The sequence below is a fragment of the Paenibacillus sp. J2R1T-4 genome (genome assembly GCF_059692235.1).
Window position 1 is genome coordinate 478,403 of the sequence record NZ_JCAUBA010000001.1, and the last position, 18,942, is coordinate 497,344.

Below are 18,942 nucleotides of genomic sequence, written 5' to 3' on the forward strand. Positions count from 1 at the left end.
GATGAACTCCCATTCCACTAACCTAAAGTCTTCTTTATCGCTTCGATAACACGGTCTGCTTGAAATGGCTTAACGATAAAATCTTTTGCTCCAGCTTGAATCGCATCGATAACCATCGCTTGTTGTCCCATAGCGGAGCACATAATTACTTTTGCGTTGCCATCGAATTTCTTAATTTCTTTGAGTGCAACAATTCCATCCATCTCAGGCATCGTTATGTCCATAGTAACTAAATCAGGTTTAACTTCCTTGAACTTCTCGATAGCTTGGACACCGTCTGCTGCCTCTCCTACGACCTCGTAACCGTTCTTGGACAGGATGTCTTTGATCATCATTCTCATAAATGCTGCGTCGTCTACGACTAATATTCTGTTCGCCATTTGCGTTCAGTCCTCCTCGGTTATTGTAGTTTCTGTATTCTGTCCATTTGACTGACGATGTCTGTTACACGCACCCCGAAATTTTCATCGATAACAACGACTTCCCCTTTGGCAATCAGCTTGTTATTCACAAGTATATCTACCGGTTCACCCGCCAGCTTATCCAATTCTATAATAGAACCCTGAGAGAATTCTAGTATTTCTTTTATTACTTTCTTTGTTCGCCCCAGCTCAACAGTTACTTTCAATGGAATGTCTAGCAACAGACTTAAATTCGTTTCATCCGTATGCACATGCGGACCATTCAGATTACCGAATTGAGCAGGTTGCACACTCACATTGCGGTTAGGGAATGTTCCGTAATTTGCAGGTACATGTGGCTGTGGAGCAACAGGCTGCTGGTAATTTGGCTGAGCATAATTAGGCTGCATCATGGGCTGCTGCGGATATCCTTGCGGCATCATAGGAGGCTGCTGGTACTGCGGATACTGCGGTTGCTGCTGCTGATACATGGGCTGCGCGAATGGATCATTCTGCGGCGGTTGCTGATACATCGGTTGCGCGAATGGATCATTCTGCGGTGGCTGTTGATACATCGGTTGTGCGAATGGATCGTTCTGAGCCATCGGCGGTGACGGATTAGGTGCTGTGTATCCAGAGGGCTCATTATAAGAGCTTGGAGTACTGTTACTTTGGGACGATGCAGCTGGGTAAGAAGTCGTATCATATGCCGAGCTCATATCCGTTCCACCCATAAGGATGTCTACCATGTCCTTCGCGAACGATACTGGTAGTAACTGCATAAGCGTTGAGTCGATCAAATCTCCAATAATGAGTCGGAAAGAGATTTTGACAAATACATCTTCTAGAGGCAGCTTATCTTTGCTCTCCCCGTTGGCCATATCCAATATGTTTATACCTGGCGGCGAGATGTTAACGAATCGGTTAAAAATAGTTGACATGGAGGTTGCTGAAGAACCCATCATCTGGTTCATCGCTTCTTGCACAGCACTGACATGAATATCGGACAACTCATGATTCTCAACGTTCTCGCCAGTCCCACCCATCATCAAGTCTGCAATGACTTGAGCATCTCTGGTCTTTATGACCAACAGATTTATTCCGTCAAAACCGTCAATATAGTTGACATGAACAGCTACATGAGGGGTCGGGAACTCTTGTTCCAATCCATTTCTAGCGATCATGGACACCTTTGGTGTTGTGATATCTACTTTTTTCCCTAAAAGAGTAGATAGAGCCGTTGCTGCGCTGCCGAACGTTATATTGGCAATTTCCCCCAAAGCATCTTGTTCCATAGGTGATAAATAGTCGTCTACATTGGCTTCACCGGAGAAATCAAGAGGATCCTCAACCGTTTGTCTTAACAATGCATCAATCTCTTCTTGCGACAAATAATCTTTATTATTCGTCATAATCATCTTCCCCCTCGCTGACTACCTCCGTTATTTGAACGGCAAGCCGGTCTTTAATCGTGCCGGGACTACCGATAAATTTCAGCTTTTCCCCTACTTTGATGTCGAGACCTTGATCAACAACTTTGTTCAGCGTAATAACATCGCCTACATTTAGATTGAGAAATTCCCTTACTGTAATCTCGGAAGAGCCTAGCTCGGCAATAAGCGGCAGTTTAGCTTTGTTTACCCGTTCTTTGAGCGTCTCCACTTCTTCTGGCGCTCTGCTCTTGCGTTGAGACAAGAATTGGTGATGCACCGATAGACGAGGCATGATTGGCTCAATAACTACATGCGGGATACAGAGGTTAATCATCCCAGTAGTATCACCAATCTTCGTAGTCAGCGAGATCAGAGCAATTGTTTCATTAGGTGATACAATTTGCATAAATTGCGGATTCGTTTCCAACGTTTCAAGTCTGGGCGAAAGTTCAATAACGGTCTTCCATGCTTCTTGCAAACTGTCGAAGGCTCTGCTGAAAATACGTTCCATCACGATGGTTTCAATCTCGGTTAATGAATTAATTTTAGCAGGTGAGCTTCCAGGGCCGCCAAGCATACGATCTAACATGGCGAACGCTACGTTGGGATGTACCTCCAACACCATTCTTCCCTCAAGAGGCTCTGCTTCAAATATATTCAAAATTGTCATTTTGGGAATAGAACGAATGAACTCGTCATATGGAAGCTGCTCGACTTGAACGACATTTATCTGAACGAACGTTCGAAGCTGTGCGGAAAAATATGTAGTCAAGTATCGGGCAAAGTTCTCATGTATCCGGGTCAAGCTGCGTATATGATCCTTCGAGAAACGAACGGCTCGTTTAAAATCATAGGCTTTCACCCGTTTCTGGGTTTCTTCCTTCTTTAATTCTTCGGCGTCCATTTCACCGGAGGAGAGCGCAGCTAGTAAAGCGTCGATCTCATTCTGGGATAATACATCTACCAATTTCGATTCACCCCCTTACAGACCGTTCATACGATCAATTTAATACGATATTGATGTTGGTAATGTCGACTTGCCTTAGCTTACCTTGGGTCAGAATAGGGTTAATCTTATTCAAAAGACTTGTGCTTATTAGATCGTAACCTCTACTTCCACGAATGTCTTCCGCCTTAAGATCAGCAAGTGTTTGGATAATAAATGCTTTGATTCGGGTATTCAGCTTCTCAAATTCTTCTTTGGATTTCTTGCTATCCAACTCGAAAGCAAAGCTGATTTTCACAAAATCTTTGCCTGCGAGGTTCGTCGTAATATCAACGATCTCTACAGTCTGCTCAACTATCTGATCGGCTGTTAATTGTTTAGGCTTCACACCATTGACTGATGTTGCGGCCGCTACAGCTGGATCCTCTGGCTGTGCCTGCTTATCCAGATAGTTCCACAATACAAAACCAGCTAGTGCGATCAGGGTGATCGAGATGAGGATCATAATCAACCATTGCAGCATTCTATTTTTAAACATGTCTACGATTCCTCCGGTACACTATTCTTAATGGCCACCCTGATCGAACCTATCTGTTGCATGTAATTTTTTACTAAGCTTACCACAAGGGGGACCTCTTCGAGAACGATAAATTTTTTGCCGGTTGTCATCGTAATAAGCGTATCCGGTGTCTCTTCGATCATCTCAATTAACAGGGCGTTAAGTGTGAGTTTGCTCCCATTGAAGCGTGTTAGAGTTATCACAGTTGTTCCTCCCAATAACCCATTCATTTAACTAATCGAAGGGGGAGTTCTGACACTGCTCTCCCCCACTACGATCAGTCGGTTAATTCATTAACGCTTCAGGTTCAATATTTCCTGCAACACTTCATCCGATGTGGTAATAATTCTGGAGTTGGCCTGGAATCCGCGCTGAGCTATGATCATCTCCGTTAACTCATTCGTTAGTTCGACGTTCGACATTTCTAGTTGACCGGAAATAATGGCACCTGTTCCCAATCCTAAGTCGTTCGCTTGCGACAATACAAGATCTTCTACAGTCGCGTTTGGTGTGGTTCGATATAAGTTGCCGCCAATTTTCTCAAGTCCCGCAGGGTTCGCCACTTTTACTACCGCGATGAACGTACCTGTAGGCTCGGCTGTTCCTTCTTCATTGATGGCGATAATTTCACCATTCTGAGAGATGGAGAAAGCCACAACTCCCTCATCCAGCGCAATAGGGGCTCCACCTGTATCGAGTACGTGCAAACCGTCTATATTGACAAGATTACGTGTGGAATCGACATTAAAGTTACCTGCACGAGTCAAATATACCGTCTCGTCACCGAAGGGGCTTACAGCAAAGAATCCGTCACCGTCTATTCTCAAGTCAGTAACATTATTCGTTGTCATAGCACTTCCCGGCGCATGAATAGTATCGATCGCGGCTACAGTAACTCCTAACCCGATCTGCTTGGCATTTACACCGCCTTGACCTCCATCCGTCGGTGCGGTGACCCCTGCAACCGTCTGACTCATAATGTCCTTGAACATGACGCGGCTCCCTTTGAACCCGATCGTGTTCACGTTAGCGATGTTATTACCGATGACGTCCAGCTTCGTTTGAAAACCTCTCATGCCAGATACGCCAGAATACATAGATCTTAACATTCGTCTTCCTCCCAAAAAGTTTGCAATGCAAACCGGATTCGTCGGTCCGCTTCATTCGATCCACGGACCTCGGGCTTCCTGTCAAAGGGCCAGCCCGGCACTAAATAATGATGGCGCTATCGATCTGAGTAAATACATTGTCCTTCATTGAATTTCCATCCATTGCAGTTACAATCGTTCTATTTTTCACGTTAACGATTAAGGCGATGTCGTCCATGAGAACCAAGGACTCTCTAGCTCCTTTGGCGGCTGCCTTATCTATGGCCGATTGAATCTTAGCCATCTGTTCAGGCTTCAACTGGATACCTCTTTGCTGTAATCGGACTTCTGCATGTTGACTTAGCCGAACAACGTTTTCATTCAATACGTCTTGAAACGATCGTGATTGTGCAACAGGATTCGTTCGGGAAGAATCAATGGATTTACGATTTGCGACCGGCGGCGTAATATTCGGAAACATTTGTCCGATAGATAAACGTTCGGCCACAATACTCACCTACTCATCCCATATTTTTGATATTTGCTCTAAAGGCACATTCTGACCATCCACATTTACATATTGATTGCCGTCCTTGATGTTGATTGCCTCGACCTTTCCTGTCTTAACTACAGGTTGTTGGGTTTCAGAATCGACTAAAGTCCAGTTAATCGACTTGCCGATCAAAGAGGATGCCCAACCGATCGATTGTCTCATCAACTTCATCTCATTAGCCATTGCGGACATTTGTTCAACGGAAGTGAACTGTGCCATTTGAGCGATAAATTCTTTGTCTTGCAAAGGCTGTGTTGGATCCTGATGGGAGATCTGGGTGATTAGAATCTTTAAAAACTCATCACGTCCCATATTATTGGAACCGGTCTTCTTCGTTGAAGAATTGTTGTAATAATAAGAACCATTAGAAACGCCTACAGGAGATGCCATCTCTCTCCTCCTCGATTAAAGATAACTGATCTGCTAGGGAAATCCTTGGATTGCCCTAGCGATTAGGCCGAAACGTCGAACGAGCTTCCTGCCAATGCAGCTTTTCGTGCAGCTAGAACTGCCAACTCGGCATCGAAGTCAATCGGAAGGTCTTCTCCATTCTTCCCTTGTCCTTGCTGCTTGCGATTAAACTGTTGCGAAGACTGCTGCTGTCTTTGATCCTGGAACATGGCAAATGCCGACTCTTGACTTTGTGTTACTTCCAGTCGCTCAACCTGCAGACCTTGCCCTTGCAGTGCCGCTCTCAATTGAGGCAATTGACTCTCTAACAAGTCTTTACCGTGCATGGAATCAGCAACAAACTGAGCCACTAGTTGTCCATTCTGCATGGACATTCTCACATCAACTTGGCCCAAATGCTCTGGCATCAATGTGATTTTGATGAATGATTGCCCACCAGCTGATTGAAGGTTCATCGATTTGAGCAACTGACTCATTTCTTGTGCGAAGCGGTTAGCCGAGATGACTGGTGCTTCACCCTTGGTTATGTTCTCTGCAGATCCAGCAAGACGGAATACAGCCTGATTGGTTGCTTCATCTGAACTGGCACTGTTCGTTATTGCTTCTAGAGGTAATTCAGAATTAGCATCCGATCCAGCAGCCGTTGTTGAGATTGTAGCTTGTGCTATTGGAGCTTGGAGAACCGCTTTAGCAGCAAGTAAGTTTAATCCAGTGTTCCCGCGACCGTCATTCACAATATGTACAAGCGGTTGAACGGTTGTTGCAGTCGTGGTTGCCTGTTCCTTTAGTGGTTTGCGGATAATTGAACGATAAGCTTCTCCGCTATTCATGTAAGGAACTGCTTGCTGAACTCCAGATGTGCTTGATTGCTCATTCTGAACAGCCTGATTCAGTTGGGATACTGTTGACGCTTGAATAAGTAGAGGCTTGAGTGTTTCCATCAGGTTCATAACCGAAGCTTTCATTTCGCTCGGTTTAGACTGTTCTTGCATGATGGATGTTATCGCCTGCAACAATTCATTTGCTGTTGTTCCCAATTTATTGCCTAATTCTGCAACTGAAGCTTGATCAGCGCCGGAGCCATCAGAATTAGCTGAATCATTTCCCTGAGAAGTTATTAGTTGCAGAAGTAACAGTTGCAATTGGGGCAGAGCAGAATTGAAATCCAGATTATCCTCCAAGCTAGATTCTGCATCTGACGACTGCTTGGCTATCTGCTCTCCATTCAACAATTGAGTCAAAAGTTGAAGAAGTGCGCCAGCTGCATCTTGTGCAGGTTGTTGCAATTCAGTGACGGTTCCTACAAGCAATCCTGGCATCAATGTTCCAGTAAGCGTATTGGAAGCAGTAGTTCCCGAACCGTCCTGCATCACATGAACAAGAGTCTGTGTGAAAGAAGGGTTCCCATTTGCTCCAGCTTGATTTACGTTGCCTGCTTGACCGGCAGTGCCTGTATTCACGGTTCCATTTGCAGGAGTGGAGTTACCAGTAATAACGCGCAAAGTTTCCATATGTATGTTTCACCTCCTTTCCATGTTAGAAGTTGAGGATTGATATTTCTTACTGAGTTAACTTAACCGTCAATGCTGCTGCGGCTTGCTTATCCGTCTTGGTCATTTCGGCAAGAACGCGGGAGCGTCCCGCACTATCCATACTGCTCAAAATCGCAAGAACTTTAGCCTGATTTAAAGTATTCATTTCAAGTAAGATAGAGGAAGCGCTTTTGGCATCCATGGAAGAGAAGGTGGCGCCCAGATCTTCCTTGCTTATCTGCTGAGGCACTACTGCCGCATCCTGATTGACAGTCAGTCTCTCCTGCAGGGCTGCCATCTGGCGATCCTTGGCCGGTACGATATCCTTCAGTTGGATTGAAGCATCGGCTGCTTTCTTCGGGTCCATCTTTTCAAGTATTTTCCCGCGATCATCTGATTTCATCTCACTTAAGACGAGCACTGTTTCCTTCATAGTCATATTTTCCAGAATAGGAGCAGCTTTGCTCGGGGTCATCTTTGCATACATGTTAGCTAATTGTTGCACCTGAAGCTTATATTCCTCTTCGGACTGCGTCCTTACTTTTTCTTGATCCTGCAGTGTCTTCAATTGATCCTGAAGTTCTTTAATAGATTGATCCTTTTTCTGATTGGCGGAATCGGATTGTCCCAAGCTTGCTTCCTGCTGCTTGATCGTCTTCTTCAATTCCTCAATCTGAGCTTGCGCATCCTGGGTTTCACTAATAGGTTGATTCGGACTTGTTCTGCCTGGAGTCACCGCTGGATCCGGAACGAATTGTGATAGCACAGGGATTTTATTGGCCGTGCGAAGCATTCCATTCAATAAACTTTGATCAAACAGCGCAAAAAGGACACCCAGCAAAACCATCGTGAAAATAATCGGTGTAGCGAAAAACAAAAAGCGTTCAAACGCTCCATACGAAGATTTTTCCACATCAGTTCTAGCCATGCCGTCACCCCCTTTTTGTCGTCCTTATACCGTCTGCACCCTGCGAGTTAAGGCGATTTCATCTAACTCATCCTGTTCCTTCTTTTGCATCGTCGATGAGAATTGGTCGAATGCCTTCTCCTTGGCTTTCTCCCATACTTTCTCTTCCTTCATCTTCTCGCTTAGCTCCATCTGCTTAACCTCAACTTGTCGTTCTGCAGATTTGACTTCCGCTTGCTTGCGGTTAATTTGCTTCTCTAAATAATTCAGATAATCTTGATGTTGCATTAATTGGAAGACTGTAGTGCGATTCGTCGAAGCATTACTCAGCTCATGTTGAACATCGCTCCGATTTTGATGCAGCCCCGACAGTTGCGATAGCTCTGATTGAAGAACACCGATGGCTTCAGCCAATCCCCATTCGGCTTGTGTCTTCTCATTGGATTTAAGATCGATTAGCTTCTGTAATGGATATCGAAAACGCATTTACTCAGCTCCCGTAAAATTGTTGGACCAACCGATCACAAGCTTCTTGATAGTCTACTTTTTCCGATGTTTTCTGCCGCAAATACGACCAAATGTCTGGAATATAGCGCAAGGCTGTATCAATATCTGGATTCGAACCGTTCTGGTACGCCCCTATATTGATCAGATCCTCCGAATCTTTATAAATAGCAAGAAACCTCTTCAATGTATCGGCTGCGTCCATTTGACGATCCGGAACAATTTCTTTCATACAACGGCTAATGCTCGCTAGCACGTTAATGGCAGGATAATGCCCTTTATTAGCCAAACTTCGATCTAACACAATATGGCCATCTAATATACCGCGAACCGTATCAGCAATTGGTTCGTTCATATCATCTCCGTCAACTAAGACGGTATAGAATGCCGTAATCGAGCCTTTCAGTCCGGTACCTGCTCGTTCGAGCAGCTTAGGTAAGCTTGCGAATACGGATGGAGTGTATCCTCTAGTCGCTGGAGGCTCGCCAACTGCCAGCCCAACTTCTCTGAGCGCTGTAGCATACCGTGTTACGGAATCCATCATCATCATTACGTTTAAACCTCTGTCACGGAAATACTCAGCAATCGAGGTTGCAATAAGAGCTCCCTTGATCCGTACAAGTGCCGGCTGATCGGATGTAGCAACTATGACTACGGAACGCGCTAAGCCCTCTGGGCCTAAGTCGCGCTCTATGAAATCCAGAACTTCGCGACCTCGTTCTCCGATTAATGCAATTACGTTAACGTCCGCGGATGTATTACGCGCAATCATACCCATTAGCGTACTCTTACCAACACCAGATCCTGCAAATATCCCTACACGCTGGCCTTTACCAATGGTTAGCAAGCCGTCAATGCAACGTACGCCAACACTGATCGGATCTAACACACGTTGTCGCTTAAGGGGATTGCTGGGCGTATTGGTTGTAAGTGCTTGTGCCATACGAGAAGGGAGCATGGAGCCGTCCATCGGCTGACCTAGGCCATCCAGTATTTTGCCAAGCAGCTCATGTCCAACAGACACCGTCAATGGTTTGCCAGTACTCACAACATCGCATCCGGGACCGATGGATTGAAGCTCTCCAAGCGGCATCAAGATTACTTTGTTATTGCGAAACCCTACTACTTCGGCTTTTAGAGGTTGGGAAGACTTGAATGGATAAATGTGACACAAATCACCTACACTTGCGTCTGGACCTTCAGATTCAACCGTCAAACCGATAACTTGGGTAACTTTCCCATTGACTCGAATTGGATCCAAATGCTTCAACTGCTCGATATACTTGTGCGCTTGAAGTCGGTTACTCATTCTGAGAAGTCCCCTCGCCTCTGCGGAATAACTGCAGCAGTGCTTCCTTGATTTCTTCGAGCTGCGTGTCGATCCGAGCGTCAATACTACCGAAGGATGAGCGAACCACACAACCAAACTCGCCAACACTAGGATCAGGCAACACTTGCAGCTCTGCCTGCGAATCAATCGCTAGTAGAAGCTCTTCACGGAAGTCTTGCACGAAAGCGAATTGAGAAGGTGATACGCACAAGGAGATCACACCCTGCTCTCTCTTACGCTGCAGCACTTTGCGAATGGAAGCAATCATCCATTCCGGTTCCAGGCTGAGTTGTCGTTCGATTATCTTCTCCGCTATGGAGCAGCTTAGCTCTATGAGAAAAGGCTCTGCTTCTTGAATCATCTGTTGCTTGATTTCCGTTGCGTGCTCGATGATCGCCTTCGCATTCACAATCATTTGCGAGTATTGCTCTTTAACCGATTCCTCCGCCTTCGCATGCCCAGTCTGATATCCGGAGTCATATCCATCTTGTTTGGCGCGTTCAGCCGTTTTAATATCCGCTGCACGTTTTTCTGTCCACCAATTGTTGATTTCTAATTGAGTATTCGATTTAAGCAATTCAGCGGCTTTAGAGGCCTGAGCCAAGATCAGCTCTGCTGCTGCTTCTGCATCTGATACAATTTGATCCTTCAAAACCATTGCTTCCGATACATGCGGATCTCGTTCTGAATAATTATCTGAACCAGGTATAAACTCCGCTGATTCATCTACCGATATAACGTGTACAGGTTTAATAACAACCGTATCGTCTAAGCTGATAACACGTGATGCCTTGATAACCTTAGACAACGATATCATCTCCTCCGCCGCGGGCTATGATGACCTCACCGGCTTCTTCCAATCGACGAATCGTGGCTACTATCCGAGTCTGTGCTTCCTCTACATCACGCAAACGAACTGGACCCATATATTCCATCTCTTCGCGGAACGTCTCAGCCATACGTCTAGACATGTTGCGGAATATCATCTCGCGCACTTCTTCACTTGCTACTTTGAGGGCTAACTGTAGATCAGAGTTCTCAATGTCTCGAATAATACGTTGGATGGAACGGTTGTCGATGTTGACGATATCCTCGAATACGAACATCCGCTTCTTAATCTCTTCTGCCAGTTCAGGATCCTGAATTTCAAGTGAATCTAGAATGGTCCGCTCTGTTCCTCTGTCAACTCCGTTCAAGATTTGGACGATCGCTTCTATTCCGCCAGCTGATGTATAATCTTGAGTTACGGTGGAAGACAATTTCTGTTCAAGAACTCGTTCTACTTGTGTAATAACTTCAGGCGAAGTGCTATCCATTAAGGCGATCCGCTTAGCCACTTCAGCTTGCTTCTCTTGAGGAAGAGAAGATAAGATGATTGAGGCTTGCTCGGACTGCAGGTAGGACAAGATTAAAGCAATAGTCTGAGAGTTCTCATTCTGGATAAAGTTGAGAATTTGACCCGGGTCTGCTTTTCTCGCAAAGTCAAATGGTCTAACTTGTAAGGTTGCAGTTAATCGATTGATGATATCCATCGCTTTGCCTGAACCAAGCGCTTTCTCGAGAATCTCCTTTGCGTAAGAAATACCTCCCTGAGAAATGTACTCCTGCGCCAAGCAAATTTGGTGAAATTCTGCTAAAATTCTTTCTTTTTCGGATGCATCTACTTTCCTTACGTTTGCAATCTCTAAAGTCAAATGCTCGATCTCTTCTTCACGCAAATGTTTGAAGATTTGCGCCGATACCTCAGGACCCAGGCTGATTAGCAGAATTGCCGCTTTTTGCCTCCCTGTTAACGAATTTGGGAGCTGTGCCCCTTTCGCCATGAAAGTCCCCCCTATTCATCTACTAGCCAAGTACGCAGTAAGTTCACAAAATCCTCAGGCTTCTTCTTGGCCAGCGACTCAAGCTGCTTGCGGATCTGATTCTCTGGAGAAGTATTCTCCATATCTATAGTTGGCAGCTCTACTTTGATTGGTTCCGGAATTTCTTCTACTAAGATTTCATTATGTTTTCTTCTACGTATCAAGTAGCCGCCTAATCCGGCTATAATCAGTGCTGCCGCTCCAATACCGCCGTAAAGCAACAAGTTATTTGTCGCTGTAGTCGCACCCGTATTAACAGGAGCAAACGGTGATACGAATAGTGTAACTTTACGTGCCAGTGCGTCGTCTGTATAAGGAGTACCGCTATCCGCAAGCGAAGCAGATACAATACTGACTAACTGCCTTTGAACGTTATCTCTCATTTCTGTAGTAAGTGAATTGGGATCATTAGCGACAGGTGGTTCAATACCCACGCTGATCGATAAATCTTTGACTACGAATGGGCTCGAGATGATCTCATTGCGGATTCGATTAACTTCATAATTCAGAATCTCATTCGATTCTTCTGATTCGGAGCGTCCGCCTGCACTATTGTTTCCCTGGTATGTAGGCACATCCGTATTGCCTGTTCCTGGTACGCCCCCGCTTGATGCACCTTCTGATGTAGAAGATTTTGAACTGATTTGACTGCTAATCGGGATTCCGCTATTTTCTTGCACATTAACAGGAGTAACCAGATTTTGCAGACTTGACTTCTGATCAAAATTAAGGGTTGAAACCACACTAACGACTACTTTATCAGGACCCAGAATTCGGGTAAGCATACCCATTACATTTTTCTGCAGCTCACTCTGGAATTGATTCCTTATTTGAAATTGTTGTTGAATCTGATTCGATGAATTTGCTCCAGGATTAGTCTTGGAGTAAGGCATCAACTCACCATTCTGATTGGAAATAGTAATATTCTCGTATTTCAGTTGGGGGATGGTCTTAGCAACTAAGTTATACATCGTATCGATTTGATTCTGATCAAAGCGGTAACCCTGCTGAATAGTGAGGACAACGGATGCGGTGGATTCTTTTTTCTCCGTCGTTAGAAACGCGGTTTCCTTCGGTACAGTAATTAGCACTTTCGAGCTGCCAACACCATTGATCTGATTGAACATTTGTTGGATTTCACCTTGCATGGCGTTAATGAGCTTCACGTTGAACTCATTGTCCGACATACCAAATGTGCTGTTGCCTTCAAAGGCCGCATATCCAAGCGATCCGTTCTTGTTAAGTCCCTGTGACTCCACATCGAGCTTAATGGAGGGAGCCAGTGCTGCAGGTACCGATATCGACCTCCCGTCCGGGCCAATCTCATAAGGGATCTTAGCTCCGTCCAAGTAAGTCTTAATCGCGGCAGCATCATTCGGCTGCAGGTTCGTAAAAGCAGGTACATACTCCGTTTTTGATAAATTAATTGATGTTAGAACTAACACTGCTATAAGGAAAACGATAGTTCCCAGAATCATATATTTTTGAACTTTACTAGCTTGTTTCCAATACTGAGACAATCGCTCTCTATATTGGAGTATGGTCTCGTTCACCTTGTCACCCCGCCAAAGCACTTCTGCTACGATTTATTTAACGTTATATCTGCGTTCTCATGATCTCCTGGTACGCCTCAATCGCTTTATTACGTATTTGGACAGTAAGTTCCAAGCTAAGCGAAGCCTTCTCAGCTGCTATAGTCAATTGATGAACATCCGAGAGCTCCCCGACAATAAACTTATCATTTAATGTATCCGTAATCGTCTGTTGAGCTTGTACCGATCCTAGAGCATCACTGAGAAACGATCCGAAGCTTTTCGTAACATCTGTAGCACCTAAAGGTTCTACTTCTCTGAGTTGCAGAGGAGAAATCGCTGGTTTAGGCAGGAATGCTATCTTCTCTATCATCTAATATCCCCCGTTATCTACCAATTTCCATTGCTTTTGTGATCATTGCTTTGGTCGCGTTCAATGCGGTCACATTCGCTTCATATGATCGTGTAGCTGACATCATATCGACCATTTCTTTAAGGATGTCTACATTGGGGAGCTGAATATATCCATTCTCATCTGCATCGGGATGGGTAGGATTATACTCTTGTTTGAAAGGAGCTGTATCGTCGGTTATCTTCGAAACTCTAACACCTTCGCCAGTGCTTCTCTTCATAGCCGCTTGCAATTGTTCTCCGAAAGGCATCTGCTGCTTCGTCTCCATGGTGATGACCTTCCTCTGATAAGGAATCCACTTCCCATCAACCAGCTTGCTGCGCGTAGTATCAGCGTTGGCAATATTCGAGGAAATGACATCCATGCGAAATCTTTGTGCAGTTAAGGCTGACGAACTAATATCAAAGCCATTGGTAAGCTTCATGATTAACGACCTCCATTCAACGCGGTGCGATACAATTTAAGATCATGATTAACTTGTTGAATGAGTACGTTGTAACGAATTTGGTTTTTGGCCAAAAGCGACATTTCGTAATCGATATCGACGTTGTTATAGTTGTTGTTCATCAAAGATTTCTCATCTGTCAGAACCTGCGGTTCAACAGAAGAAGTCTTTCGTCCTATAGGTATATGCCTCTGGTCCGTTCTGTAGCCCTCGATTGTTTGGGTCTGCAGTTCCTTTTGGAGCAGGTCTTCGAACTGTACATCAGACCTTTTGTAGTAGGGAGTATCAACATTTGCAATATTATTGGAAATAACCTTTTGTCGAAATGTAGAAGCGTCAATTGTGCGTTCCATCATCTGAAGACTCGGTTTATTCCACAAAACCATAAGATTTACCCACTTTCAATAGAAGAATAATAGTAATGTATTCCACAAAACAAATTCTTTTCCTTCTTTTAAAAGCCCTTTTTATGAAAAATTAACATAGAATTTTGTCTTTTATTGTAACTTAACGACCAGTATTAGTTTCTACAAATTTCGCGTTTATCGCAATAAGCAAAAAGCCCTATCTTTCGATAGGGCCTACTTACACACAATTCTTATTCTTTTGTTATTTATTTAGGGAAACTTTCATGCTTATACTTTAGCTTTGGTTAAACTTTGGATCAATTGATCATTAAGAATCTTGATATATGTTCCCTTCATCCCCAAAGAACGAGTCTCAATGACCCCTGCGCTTTCAAGCTTTCTTAGAGCATTTACAATAACGGACCGTGTAATGCCTACTCGATCGGCAATTTTACTAGCAACCAGCAAGCCTTCTTTGTCTTTCAACTCATCAAGAATATGATCGACCGCTTCCATCTCACTGTAGGATAACGAGTTGACGGCAACTTGTACGACCGCTTTGCTCCGCGCTTCGATTTCGATTTCTTCTGCTCTTTCACGCAGAATTTCCATCCCTACAACCGTGGAACCATATTCAGACATAATCAGATCGTCATCGATAAAAGGCTCCTCGGCCCGCGTCAACACTAGTGTCCCTAGTCGATCCCCGCCTCCGATAATAGGAATAATCGTGACCACCTTTTGTTCGAAAAAGGAATGGATCGTTCCCGTGAATCGGTGATAAGGACTATCCTCATCCAGATTGGATGAGGTCTCTTCGATTTTCTTGAGAATATTATTGTATTCTTCAGGCAACCGTCGATCTGTCGTAATCATTGTCTGGAGTTGCTCGGACTCGAATTCATCTGCAATCGCATACCCTAATATTTTGCCTTTTCGGCTGACAACAAATATATTAGCATCAATCAGATCCCTCAAAACCTCTGACATTTCCATGAAACTTACGGCATTCCCAGCTGCTTTTTGAAGCAATCGGTTCAGCCTTCTTGTTTTGGCTAGTAAACTCATTAACCTTGCCTCCCTAAAGATACCCCACAAAGTGAAGTCAATCACCGAAGCTTATTCCTATTACTTTGCGGGGGCCCCGGCTTCATACCCCACAAAGTGAAGTCAAGCCTCTTGCTTGTTCAACCTATAAAATATATTGACTCAAATCTCGATTCTGAGCGATATCCGAGATCTTATCTTTCACATACTCGGGCGTAATTACGATATGATCTAGTGAAATATCCGGCGCCTCAAACGAGAGATCCTCAAGAAGTTTCTCCAGAATCGTATGTAGACGACGCGCCCCGATATTGTCCGTATTCTGGTTAACCTCTGCCGCGATTTTGGCAATTTCCTCAATGGCTTCATCTGAGAACTCAACACGAATGCCCTCAGTCTCGAGCAGAGCTGTATATTGCTTCGTCAATGCATTTTGCGGTTCCCGTAAGATACGCACAAAATCATCCTTGGTTAAATTCGTAAGCTCAACCCGAATCGGAAATCTCCCTTGGAGCTCCGGTATGAGGTCAGAAGGCTTCACCGTGTGAAACGCTCCAGCTGCCACGAAGAGGACGTAATCGGTTTTGACAGGCCCGTACTTCGTCATAATCGTCGAGCCTTCTACAATAGGCAATATGTCCCTCTGAACCCCCTCGCGAGACACATCGGGCCCAGATCCGCGTCCAGTACTTGCAATCTTATCGATTTCATCAATAAAGATGATCCCGGATTGCTCCGCACGCCGCACAGATTCCTGAATGACTTCATCCATATCAAGCAGCTTCTGAGCTTCCTCTTGCAACAATACTTGCCGTGCTTCCTTGACCGTCAATTTGCGTTTCTTAAATCGTTTGGGCATCAGGTTCCCGAACATCTCTTGCATGTTCATTCCCATCTGCTCATTGCCTTGACCTGCAAACATATCCATCATGGAAGGTGTGCTGTCTTCAATTTCAACCTCAATCGGATCGGCTTCCAGCTCACCGCGCAACAGCTTTTCTTTCAATTCGGCTCTGCGCTGCAGGAGGGATTGGTCGGTCTCTGTTGATTCTTGCTGGTTATTCGTATTGGATCCACCGAACAACATCTCAAGCGGATTTTTCTGGGTTTTGGCACTCTTGGGAGAAGGAACCAGAATACTTACAATTCGATCATTAGCCAAGCCTTCTGCTTTATCTTTCAGCTTTTCCGTCTTCTCTGCTTTAACAATACGGATAGAAGTTTCTACTAGGTCCCGCACCATGGATTCTACATCTCGACCAACATATCCAACTTCTGTAAACTTAGTTGCCTCAACCTTGATAAATGGAGCATTCACCAGCTTCGCCATGCGGCGAGCGATCTCTGTCTTGCCAACCCCAGTCGGGCCCATCATCAAAATGTTCTTGGGAATAATCTCATCCCGGATTGATTCATCTAATCGGTTGCGGCGGTATCGGTTGCGAAGGGCAACGGCCACTGATTTCTTTGCTTTCTTCTGACCGACAATGTACTTGTCAAGCTCGGCAACAATTTGTCTCGGTGTCATTTCCGCTTTATTCATGGTCATGGTCAAGGTCTGCCCCCCAACTTTATGAAATCTCTTCCACAATAATGTTATGATTCGTAAACACACATATGTCCGCTGCTGTTTCTAATGCTGCTCGTGCCATTTCTTTGGCTTCAAGATGAGTCGCATGCCGCTTCAAGGCGCGTCCAGCTGCCAGAGCGAACGAACCGCCTGATCCGATGGCCAGTATGCCGTCATCTGGTTCAATAATTTCCCCGTTCCCAGATATTAGCAATAAATACTGTGCATCCATCACGATCATCATCGCTTCAAGACGTCGAAGCACTCGATCGGATCTCCAATCCTTTGCCAGCTCTACGGCAGCTCTTTGCAGATTGCCTTGATGCTCTTCAAGCTTTCCCTCAAACTTCTCGAATAAAGTAATGGCATCCGCTACAGAGCCTGCAAAACCTGCAACGACTTTACCGCGATACAGCCTGCGTACCTTTTTAGCCTGGTGCTTCATAACCATACTGTTCCCAAACGTTACTTGACCGTCCCCGGCTATAGCTCCCTTGCCCTCGTGCCGCACGGCAAAGATCGTCGTCGCATGAAAAGTGTCCATCGGTTCTTCCTCCCGGGGTTTCAAATTTGGGCTATCCTTAATGGATGCGTACAAACAAGAAACAGCACCAAGCGCATCGATCGGTTGCTGTTTCGGAATAACATATAATTGTCGGGATTACGGGTACGATGTATGCTGCTGCTGTTATTTATGAACTCACTTATCGTAACATATGGGACAGAGCAGACACAAGATTAATTGTGTATAGTTGATGAAAAATTCTGAATTGTTTCTAAAGCACGCTCAGCTAGTTGCTCATTTTTCAACTTTTTATTGCGAATGCGTTCCCCAGTTGGCGGAAGTAGACCGAAGTTAGCATTCATCGGTTGGAAATGATCAGGATCTGCCGATGTAATGTAATGAGCCATACTGCCAAGCGTCGATTGCAAAGGAAGCGTCAAACAATCCTGACCTTTAGCCATCCTCCCGGCGTTCAGACCTGCAATAAGACCAGAAGCAGCAGATTCGACGTATCCTTCCACCCCTGTCATTTGTCCTGCGAAAAACAAATCATCTCTTTTGACGAATTGATAAGTTGGGCGCAGCAGCCTTGGTGAGTTAATAAAAGTATTACGGTGCATGACCCCATAACGAACGAATTCCGCATTCTCAAGTCCCGGAATCAGGGAGAATACACGTTTTTGCTCCCCCCATTTGAGATGGGTCTGGAATCCAACCAAATTGTACAACGTACCAGCAGCATTATCCTGACGGAGCTGAACGACGGCATAAGGCAATTTACCCGTGTGCGGATTGACAAGCCCTACCGGTTTCATTGGACCGAATAAGGCGGTCTGCTTGCCTCGTCTCGACATCACTTCTATCGGCATACAGCCTTCAAAGTAAATTTCTTTCTCGAATTCCTTAACAGGTGCGGTTTCTGCCGAGATGAGCGCATCGTGAAACACGTTGAATTCTTCTTCAGTCATTGGACAATTCAAGTAAGCTGCCTCACCCTTGTCATATCTGGAAGCCAAATACACCTTGCTCATGTCAATGGAATCCTTCTCTACAATCGGCGCAGCCGCATCATAGAAGTACAAATACTCCTCACCCATAAGCTGTTTCAACTGCTCGGCTAGATCTGGAGAAGTAAGCGGTCCTGTTGCCACGACTGTAATTCCTTCTAACGGCAATTCACGAAGTTCCTCGTTCCTGACTTCAATAAGAGGATGCTCCTTAAGGGTCGAGGTCACTTCTCCAGAGAAACCATCCCGATCAACAGCCAACGCGCCTCCAGCCGGAACAGCATGTTTGTCGGCACAAGCGAGAATTAGCGAGTTCAACCGCCGCATCTCTTCTTTAAGTACACCCACTGCATTCGTAAGTCCATTCGCCCTTAGCGAATTACTGCACACCAATTCCGCAAACTGATCAGAAATATGTGCAGGTGTCTTACGAACAGGTCTCATTTCGTACAAAATCACCGGAACTCCTTGCTGGGCGATTTGCCATGCGGCTTCGCTTCCTGCAAGTCCCGCTCCGATGACGGTTACTTTCTTCATTTGTTCTTCCACTT

The 18,942-nt window shown here is 45.0% G+C and carries 22 protein-coding genes; all 22 read right to left on the reverse strand.

Annotation, left to right across the window (positions count from 1 at the left end):
* Positions 1-17 precede the first annotated feature (17 nt).
* The 22 genes from AC58QD_RS02330 to trmFO all read right to left on the reverse strand — a co-directional run bounded on the left by AC58QD_RS02330 (position 18) and on the right by trmFO (position 18,928).
* Positions 18-380, reverse strand: coding sequence for a response regulator (locus AC58QD_RS02330; RefSeq protein ID WP_497329582.1), 363 nt, complete (start codon positions 378-380; stop codon positions 18-20).
* Between the two features lie 20 nt (positions 381-400).
* Complete coding sequence (gene fliY / locus AC58QD_RS02335; RefSeq protein WP_497329584.1) at positions 401-1,813, reverse strand: flagellar motor switch phosphatase FliY; 1,413 nt, start codon at positions 1,811-1,813, stop codon at positions 401-403.
* Positions 1,803-2,801 carry a flagellar motor switch protein FliM gene (fliM, locus tag AC58QD_RS02340; protein WP_497329586.1) on the reverse strand — a complete coding sequence of 333 codons (999 nt, stop codon included), beginning with the start codon at positions 2,799-2,801 and terminating at the stop codon, positions 1,803-1,805. The genes fliY and fliM overlap by 11 nt, the downstream gene beginning before the upstream one ends.
* A gap of 34 nt (positions 2,802-2,835) precedes the next feature.
* Positions 2,836-3,318 carry a flagellar basal body-associated FliL family protein gene (locus AC58QD_RS02345; RefSeq protein ID WP_497329588.1) on the reverse strand — a complete coding sequence of 161 codons (483 nt, stop codon included), beginning with the start codon at positions 3,316-3,318 and terminating at the stop codon, positions 2,836-2,838.
* 2 nt (positions 3,319-3,320) lie between these two features.
* A complete protein-coding gene (locus AC58QD_RS02350; protein WP_497329590.1) occupies positions 3,321-3,542 on the reverse strand; it encodes a flagellar FlbD family protein in 222 nt (73 codons plus the stop codon).
* 90 nt (positions 3,543-3,632) lie between these two features.
* Positions 3,633-4,448 carry a flagellar basal body rod protein FlgG gene (gene flgG, locus AC58QD_RS02355; protein WP_497329592.1) on the reverse strand — a complete coding sequence of 272 codons (816 nt, stop codon included), beginning with the start codon at positions 4,446-4,448 and terminating at the stop codon, positions 3,633-3,635.
* Between the two features lie 100 nt (positions 4,449-4,548).
* Positions 4,549-4,935 (reverse strand): TIGR02530 family flagellar biosynthesis protein, encoded by a 387-nt coding sequence (locus tag AC58QD_RS02360; protein WP_497330058.1) that lies wholly within the window; start codon positions 4,933-4,935, stop codon positions 4,549-4,551.
* Between the two features lie 9 nt (positions 4,936-4,944).
* Positions 4,945-5,370, reverse strand: coding sequence for a flagellar hook capping FlgD N-terminal domain-containing protein (locus AC58QD_RS02365; protein ID WP_497329594.1), 426 nt, complete (start codon positions 5,368-5,370; stop codon positions 4,945-4,947).
* Positions 5,371-5,432: 62 nt separating this feature from the next.
* Positions 5,433-6,902 (reverse strand): flagellar hook-length control protein FliK, encoded by a 1,470-nt coding sequence (locus tag AC58QD_RS02370; protein WP_497329596.1) that lies wholly within the window; start codon positions 6,900-6,902, stop codon positions 5,433-5,435.
* A gap of 49 nt (positions 6,903-6,951) precedes the next feature.
* Complete coding sequence (locus AC58QD_RS02375) at positions 6,952-7,851, reverse strand: MotE family protein (protein WP_497329598.1); 900 nt, start codon at positions 7,849-7,851, stop codon at positions 6,952-6,954.
* 24 nt (positions 7,852-7,875) lie between these two features.
* Positions 7,876-8,316, reverse strand: coding sequence for a flagellar export protein FliJ (fliJ, locus tag AC58QD_RS02380; RefSeq protein ID WP_497329600.1), 441 nt, complete (start codon positions 8,314-8,316; stop codon positions 7,876-7,878).
* Between the two features lie 4 nt (positions 8,317-8,320).
* A complete protein-coding gene (gene fliI, locus AC58QD_RS02385; protein ID WP_497329602.1) occupies positions 8,321-9,643 on the reverse strand; it encodes a flagellar protein export ATPase FliI in 1,323 nt (440 codons plus the stop codon).
* The gene (gene fliH / locus AC58QD_RS02390; RefSeq protein ID WP_497329604.1) at positions 9,636-10,472 is read right to left on the reverse strand and encodes a flagellar assembly protein FliH; all 837 of its coding nucleotides are present in this window, start codon (positions 10,470-10,472) and stop codon (positions 9,636-9,638) included. The genes fliI and fliH overlap by 8 nt, the downstream gene beginning before the upstream one ends.
* On the reverse strand, positions 10,465-11,487 hold the full coding sequence (gene fliG / locus AC58QD_RS02395; protein WP_497329606.1) for a flagellar motor switch protein FliG: 1,023 nt from the start codon (positions 11,485-11,487) through the stop codon (positions 10,465-10,467). The genes fliH and fliG overlap by 8 nt, the downstream gene beginning before the upstream one ends.
* A gap of 11 nt (positions 11,488-11,498) precedes the next feature.
* Positions 11,499-13,079 (reverse strand): flagellar basal-body MS-ring/collar protein FliF, encoded by a 1,581-nt coding sequence (fliF, locus tag AC58QD_RS02400; protein WP_497329608.1) that lies wholly within the window; start codon positions 13,077-13,079, stop codon positions 11,499-11,501.
* Between the two features lie 43 nt (positions 13,080-13,122).
* Positions 13,123-13,431: a flagellar hook-basal body complex protein FliE gene (gene fliE, locus AC58QD_RS02405; RefSeq protein ID WP_497329610.1), complete on the reverse strand. Its 309-nt coding sequence runs from the start codon at positions 13,429-13,431 to the stop codon at positions 13,123-13,125.
* A 13-nt stretch (positions 13,432-13,444) separates the two neighbouring features.
* Positions 13,445-13,894: a flagellar basal body rod protein FlgC gene (gene flgC / locus AC58QD_RS02410; protein ID WP_497329612.1), complete on the reverse strand. Its 450-nt coding sequence runs from the start codon at positions 13,892-13,894 to the stop codon at positions 13,445-13,447.
* Positions 13,895-13,896: 2 nt separating this feature from the next.
* Positions 13,897-14,301 carry a flagellar basal body rod protein FlgB gene (flgB, locus tag AC58QD_RS02415; protein WP_497329614.1) on the reverse strand — a complete coding sequence of 135 codons (405 nt, stop codon included), beginning with the start codon at positions 14,299-14,301 and terminating at the stop codon, positions 13,897-13,899.
* 249 nt (positions 14,302-14,550) lie between these two features.
* A complete protein-coding gene (gene codY, locus AC58QD_RS02420; RefSeq protein WP_497329616.1) occupies positions 14,551-15,330 on the reverse strand; it encodes a GTP-sensing pleiotropic transcriptional regulator CodY in 780 nt (259 codons plus the stop codon).
* A gap of 124 nt (positions 15,331-15,454) precedes the next feature.
* A complete protein-coding gene (gene hslU, locus AC58QD_RS02425; RefSeq protein ID WP_497330060.1) occupies positions 15,455-16,852 on the reverse strand; it encodes an ATP-dependent protease ATPase subunit HslU in 1,398 nt (465 codons plus the stop codon).
* Between the two features lie 28 nt (positions 16,853-16,880).
* Positions 16,881-17,423 (reverse strand): ATP-dependent protease subunit HslV, encoded by a 543-nt coding sequence (gene hslV / locus AC58QD_RS02430; protein ID WP_497329618.1) that lies wholly within the window; start codon positions 17,421-17,423, stop codon positions 16,881-16,883.
* A 194-nt stretch (positions 17,424-17,617) separates the two neighbouring features.
* A complete protein-coding gene (gene trmFO / locus AC58QD_RS02435; RefSeq protein ID WP_497330062.1) occupies positions 17,618-18,928 on the reverse strand; it encodes an FADH(2)-oxidizing methylenetetrahydrofolate--tRNA-(uracil(54)-C(5))-methyltransferase TrmFO in 1,311 nt (436 codons plus the stop codon).
* Positions 18,929-18,942 lie beyond the last annotated feature (14 nt).

Coding starts and splice junctions, on each gene's coding strand:
- AC58QD_RS02330 (WP_497329582.1), bottom strand. CDS start 380: ATGGCGAACAGAATATTAGTCGTAGACGACGCAGCATTTATGAGAATG.
- fliY (WP_497329584.1), bottom strand. CDS start 1,813: ATGACGAATAATAAAGATTATTTGTCGCAAGAAGAGATTGATGCATTG.
- AC58QD_RS02345 (WP_497329588.1), bottom strand. CDS start 3,318: ATGTTTAAAAATAGAATGCTGCAATGGTTGATTATGATCCTCATCTCG.
- flgG (WP_497329592.1), bottom strand. CDS start 4,448: ATGTTAAGATCTATGTATTCTGGCGTATCTGGCATGAGAGGTTTTCAA.
- AC58QD_RS02365 (WP_497329594.1), bottom strand. CDS start 5,370: ATGGCATCTCCTGTAGGCGTTTCTAATGGTTCTTATTATTACAACAAT.
- AC58QD_RS02370 (WP_497329596.1), bottom strand. CDS start 6,902: ATGGAAACTTTGCGCGTTATTACTGGTAACTCCACTCCTGCAAATGGA.
- AC58QD_RS02375 (WP_497329598.1), bottom strand. CDS start 7,851: ATGGCTAGAACTGATGTGGAAAAATCTTCGTATGGAGCGTTTGAACGC.
- fliJ (WP_497329600.1), bottom strand. CDS start 8,316: ATGCGTTTTCGATATCCATTACAGAAGCTAATCGATCTTAAATCCAAT.
- fliI (WP_497329602.1), bottom strand. CDS start 9,643: ATGAGTAACCGACTTCAAGCGCACAAGTATATCGAGCAGTTGAAGCAT.
- fliG (WP_497329606.1), bottom strand. CDS start 11,487: ATGGCGAAAGGGGCACAGCTCCCAAATTCGTTAACAGGGAGGCAAAAA.
- fliE (WP_497329610.1), bottom strand. CDS start 13,431: ATGATAGAGAAGATAGCATTCCTGCCTAAACCAGCGATTTCTCCTCTG.
- flgC (WP_497329612.1), bottom strand. CDS start 13,894: ATGAAGCTTACCAATGGCTTTGATATTAGTTCGTCAGCCTTAACTGCA.
- flgB (WP_497329614.1), bottom strand. CDS start 14,301: ATGGTTTTGTGGAATAAACCGAGTCTTCAGATGATGGAACGCACAATT.
- codY (WP_497329616.1), bottom strand. CDS start 15,330: ATGAGTTTACTAGCCAAAACAAGAAGGCTGAACCGATTGCTTCAAAAA.
- hslU (WP_497330060.1), bottom strand. CDS start 16,852: ATGAATAAAGCGGAAATGACACCGAGACAAATTGTTGCCGAGCTTGAC.
- hslV (WP_497329618.1), bottom strand. CDS start 17,423: ATGGACACTTTTCATGCGACGACGATCTTTGCCGTGCGGCACGAGGGC.
- trmFO (WP_497330062.1), bottom strand. CDS start 18,928: ATGAAGAAAGTAACCGTCATCGGAGCGGGACTTGCAGGAAGCGAAGCC.